A 4,785-nucleotide genomic window follows, 5' to 3' on the forward strand; every position below is an offset into this window, starting at 1 on the left:
GCAAGGAGGCGAAGGATCTCAGCGGACCGGGCGCTCCTCATTCAGCTTCCGGATCTCGAGCATGGACTCGATGAACTCCTCGACTCTCAACAGCCGCTCCTCGGGCGTGAGCTGCAGCATCGCGCGAATCTGGGCACGGTCGACGCCGTTTTCATCGATGTCCGGATCGGCTCGGGGCGCGTCCGTCTCGTACGGCCGGAGTTTCATGGCGTCAGCATACCTCGTTCGTATGCCACCCGCCGGCGCGGCCGGCGTAGAGAACGCGCCCCCTTCAACGGCCGTAGCGAATCTGCGTGTTGACGAGGCCGAGCTCGACACGGCGGTTCTTGGCGCGGGCTCCTTCGGAGGTTCCGCGAACGAGAGGCAGCGCCTTGCCGTGCCCCTGGACGCTGAGGATCTCCCCCGAAAGCCCGGCCTTGACGAGGTAATCCCGCACCGCCTGGGCGCGCCGCTCGGAGAGCTTCTGGTTGTAAGCGTCGGAACCGACGTCGTCCGTGTGCCCGTTCACGGAGATCGTGTAGTCGTGCGAGGTCATGATGATTCCGGCGATGCGGCTCAGCAGCTCCCGGTCCTCCGGCCTCAGCTCGGCCTTGTCGAACTCGAACTTCAGGTGGTCGCTTCCGAGGTTCATCGTCAGGCCGAGGGCCGTGCGCCGCGTCTCGGCGATCTGCCCCAGAGCCGCCTCGAGACGGTTGACTTCGGCCTCGGCCCTCTTGCGAACGGCATCCGCTTCGGCCTGCGCGCGAACAGCCGTCTCGCGGGCGCTGCTGGCTTCCTGGAGCGCCGCATCGGCCTCCTGGCGCGCGCCGGCGGTCTGCGCCTCCGCCAGCTGACGGCCCTCCGCGGCCGCCCGCGCCGCCGCCTCGGCGGCGACCGCCCGATCCATCGCCTGCCGGGCGAGGGCCGCCGACACGTCGGCCTTTGCGGCCAGAGTGGCCACCTGTCGTTCGACGGCGTCCGTCCGCTCCAGGATCCCGTAGCCGAGAAAGCCCAGGCCACCGGCGACCCCGAGGAGCAGGAGGATGACGAGGAGGACGAGGCCCTTGCCGCGGGCGCGCGCGGGCTCGCTCGTCTCGTCGGAGTGCAGCGAAAGGCCCCTGGAACTCACCTGTTGAGCATCGCTCAACGGCCAGGGTAGGGCAAGTCCACGTTCGGGGAGGTGATCCGCGCCACCCTCCCCGGATCAGCTCTTGCCGGAGGGCGGCGTCGCCTTCACCAGCTCCGGTTCGCCGACGCCCGGGCGCTCGATGACCTGATCGGGGCTCGGCGGAGAGCCCGGCCGCGACTCGGCCAGCCGCATCGGAGCCCCCGCGTCCGACGATTTGTAAGGGCCTCGATCACCCGTACGTCCGCCAGGCCCTCTCGCCCTGAGGGTCGAGGCTCCTGTCCCGTCAGGATGCAGTCGGAAAATGAAGCACCTTGGGCGCGAACTGGTCGGTCCTGGGGAAGGGCTCGACACCGTACGTCCGGCCCAGCGTGCGCCGCTTGGCGGGATCGCCGGAGAAGAGCGCGCAGATCTCGGAGTTCCGCCGGGCGTTCGCGAACGCAGGCAGGACGGCCACCTGGGCGATGTAGCCCAATCCGACCACCGCGTAGCGGACCCTCCCTCCGGGATTCGAGCGCGCCGAGCGGTGGCTGTCCTTGCGCATGGTTCCCTCCCCGAGTTGAATCACGAAAAGTGCAGGATCCGTGCCGCTCCGCGTGTTGGCGAAGTCTTCGCCTTGACCGCCGCCGTCGGCCGCGCATAGGCTCCCGGAACATTTCCCCTGAAGGAGGCTCGATGATGCGCCGCGCCCGCTGCCTTGCCGTCCTCTTCGTCGCCGTCGCCACCCTCGCGCGCGCCAGCGCGGCCGCCGAGAAGACCCCGGAGCCCTTCAACGGCATGAAGTACCGCCTCATCGGCCCGTGGCGCGGGGGACGCGCCATGGCCACCGTGGGGACGACCGGCGACACGAACACGTACTACGCCGGTTACACCGGGGGCGGGGTCTGGAAGACGACCAACGGCGGCGCCTCCTGGACGAGCCTGTTCGACAAGGAAGCGGTCTCCTCGATCGGCGCGATCGACGTGGCCGACTCGGACCCGAACGTCGTCTACGTCGGCACCGGCGAGGCATGCATCCGCGGCAACCTCTCTCACGGCGACGGCGTCTACAAGTCCACTGACGCCGGAAAGACCTGGACCAACGTCGGGCTCAAGGACACCCGCCAGATCGGCGCTCTCCTCGTCCACCCGAAAAACGCCGACCTCGTTTACGTGGCCGCCCTCGGCCACGCCTACGGTCCCCACCCGGAACGCGGCGTCTTCCGTTCCCGGGACGGCGGGAAGACCTGGGAGAAGGTCCTCTTCAAGGACGAGAAGACCGGCGCGATCGACCTGGCCATGGACCCCCGGAACCCGAACATCCTGTTCGCAGCACTGTGGGAGGCCAACCGCACGCCGTGGAGCCTGACCAGCGGCGGCCCGGGGAGCGGCCTGTACCGTTCGAACGACGGCGGCAGCTCCTGGAAGAAGGTCGAGGGCAAGGGCTGGCCCGAGACCGTGCTCGGCAAGATCGGCGTGAGCGTCTCCGGTGCGGACGGCAATCGTATCTACGCGATGGTCGAGGCCGCCGACGGGAAGGGTGGCCTCTATCGCTCCGACGACGGAGGCGAAAGCTGGAAGCAGATGACCGACGACCACCGGCTTCGCCACCGACCCTGGTACTACACCCACGTGGCCGCCGATCCGCGCGAGCTGGACACGCTCTACGTGCTGTGCGTGGGCCTGTACCGCTCCCGCGACGGGGGGAAGACCTGGACGCCGATACAGACCCCGCACGGGGACTACCACCACATGTGGATCGACCCGGGCGACTCGAAGCGCATCGCGCTGGCCAACGACGGGGGCGCCACGATCAGCGTGGACGGCGGCGACAGCTGGAGCCGGCAGGACAACCAGCCGACCGCGCAGTTCTACCACGTGAGCGTGGACGACCAGTGGCCCTACATGCTCTACGGCTCACAGCAGGACAACTCGTCGGTGGGCATCCGGAGTCGAAGCGACCAGGGGGCGATCACGCGCGCCGACTGGAACCCGGTGGGCGGCGGCGAGGCCGGTTACGTCTCCGCCACGCCGGACGGCAGCGCCGTCTACGCCGGGGAGTACTTCGGGATCCTGACCCGCCTCGACCAGAAGACCGGACAGACGCGCAACGTGAGCGTCTGGCCCGACAACACCGACGGGCACGAAGCGGCGAACCTGAAATACCGGTTCAACTGGACCGAGCCGATCCTCGTCTCGCGGCACGACCCGAACGTCGTCTATTACGCGGGGAACGTGCTGTTCCGGACGGCCGACGGCGGGGCGAGCTGGACCCCCATCAGCCCCGACCTCACCCGGAACGACAAGAGCAAGCAGCAGCGCTCCGGCGGGCCGGTCACGGGCGAGAACATCAGCATCGAGTACTACGACGTGATCTTCAGCCTGGCGGAGTCGCCGCGCCAGAAGGGCCTGCTCTGGGCCGGCACCGACGACGGCCTCGTGCAGCTCACGCGCGACGACGGCCAGACCTGGAACAATGTCACGCCCAGGGACCTTCCGGAGTGGAGCCTCATCAGCCAGATCGACGCCTCGCCCCACGACCCCGCAACTGCGTACCTGGCCGTGGATCGCCACGAGCTCGACGACTACAAGGCCTACGCATGGGTGACGCACGATTACGGCAAGAGCTGGCGCCGGATCGCTTCGAACGGCATCCCCGACGGCAGCTTCGTGCGCGCCGTCCGCGAGGATCCGGTCCGCAAGGGGCTGCTCTACGCGGGGACGGAGACCGGTGTCTTCGTCTCTTTCGACGACGGCGCCCGCTGGCAGCCCCTCAAGCTCAACCTTCCCACCGTCCCGATCCACGACCTGGTCGTGAAGGGTGACGACCTCGTCCTCGCCACCCACGGCCGCGCCTTCTGGATCCTCGACGACGTGGCGCCGCTGCGCCAGTGGAACGACACGGTGGCGAAGGCCGAGGTGCACCTGTTCGCGCCGACTACGGCCGTGCGCTTCCGCGGTGGCAGCGGCCGGGGCTCGTTCCAGGGGCAGAACCCGCCCGGAGGGGCCATCCTCTATTACCAGCTCGGCAAGGCGCAGACCGGCGTGAACCTCGAGGTGCTCGACGGCAGCGGGAAGGTCATCCGGACCTACAAGAGCGAGGAGGAGGTGGTTCCCGACAAGCCGCTGCCCGAGCGGCCGGAATCGGAGGAGAAGCCGGACGTGATGCCGAAGGAGGCCGGGCTGCACCGCTTCGTCTGGGACCTGCGCCACGACCGGCCGAAGCTCGTGGGCTCCGCGATCTTCGACATGGGGCCTCCCGACATGCCGATGGTGCTGCCCGGGACCTACCAGGTGCGGCTGAATGCCGGCGGGCAGAGCCTGACCGCGCCCGTAGAGGTGAGGCTCGACCCGCGCGTCACCACGTCCGCCGCCGACCTGCGCAAGCAGTACGAGATGATGGTCGAGCTGCGCGACGTCCTCGGACGAGCCCACGGGACGATCCTCGAGATCCGCGCCCTGCGGTCGCAGCTCCGCGGCCTCAAGGACCGCCTGGGCGACTCTCCCCAGGGAAAGGCCGTGGTGGCCGCGGCCGATGCGCTGGACGCCAAGATGTCGCCCTTCGAGGCCGAGCTGATCCAGGTGAAGGCACGCTCTTCCCAGGACATGTGCAACTGGCCGACGATGCTCAACAGCAAGATCGCCTGGCTCTCCAACGTGGTGGACAGCGCGGACGCGGCGCCCACCCGTCAGGCCCAGGA

General features: G+C 68.9%; 4 protein-coding genes. 1 reads left to right on the forward strand and 3 read right to left on the reverse strand.

What is annotated here, in order from left to right; all coding sequences use genetic code 11:
- Nucleotides 1-18: 18 nt before the first annotated feature.
- From VGV60_18145 to VGV60_18155, 3 genes are all read right to left on the reverse strand, one after another.
- Nucleotides 19-207 (reverse strand): hypothetical protein, encoded by a 189-nt coding sequence (locus VGV60_18145; protein ID HEV8703196.1) that lies wholly within the window; start codon nt 205-207, stop codon nt 19-21.
- A gap of 64 nt (nt 208-271) precedes the next feature.
- Nucleotides 272-1,108, reverse strand: coding sequence for an OmpA family protein (locus tag VGV60_18150; protein HEV8703197.1), 837 nt, complete (start codon nt 1,106-1,108; stop codon nt 272-274).
- A 283-nt stretch (nt 1,109-1,391) separates the two neighbouring features.
- Complete coding sequence (locus VGV60_18155; protein ID HEV8703198.1) at nt 1,392-1,649, reverse strand: Gfo/Idh/MocA family oxidoreductase; 258 nt, start codon at nt 1,647-1,649, stop codon at nt 1,392-1,394.
- Between the two features lie 131 nt (nt 1,650-1,780).
- Between VGV60_18155 and VGV60_18160 the strand changes: the two genes are divergently transcribed.
- Nucleotides 1,781-4,785 (forward strand): glycosyl hydrolase (locus tag VGV60_18160; GenBank protein HEV8703199.1); only part of this gene is annotated, 3,005 nt, incomplete at its 3' end.

The organism is Candidatus Polarisedimenticolia bacterium (genome assembly GCA_036001465.1).
Classification (GTDB): Bacteria; Acidobacteriota; Polarisedimenticolia; order Gp22-AA2; family Gp22-AA2; genus Gp22-AA3.

Coding starts and splice junctions, on each gene's coding strand:
- VGV60_18155 (HEV8703198.1), bottom strand. CDS start 1,649: ATGCGCAAGGACAGCCACCGCTCGGCGCGCTCGAATCCCGGAGGGAGG.
- VGV60_18145 (HEV8703196.1), bottom strand. CDS start 207: ATGAAACTCCGGCCGTACGAGACGGACGCGCCCCGAGCCGATCCGGAC.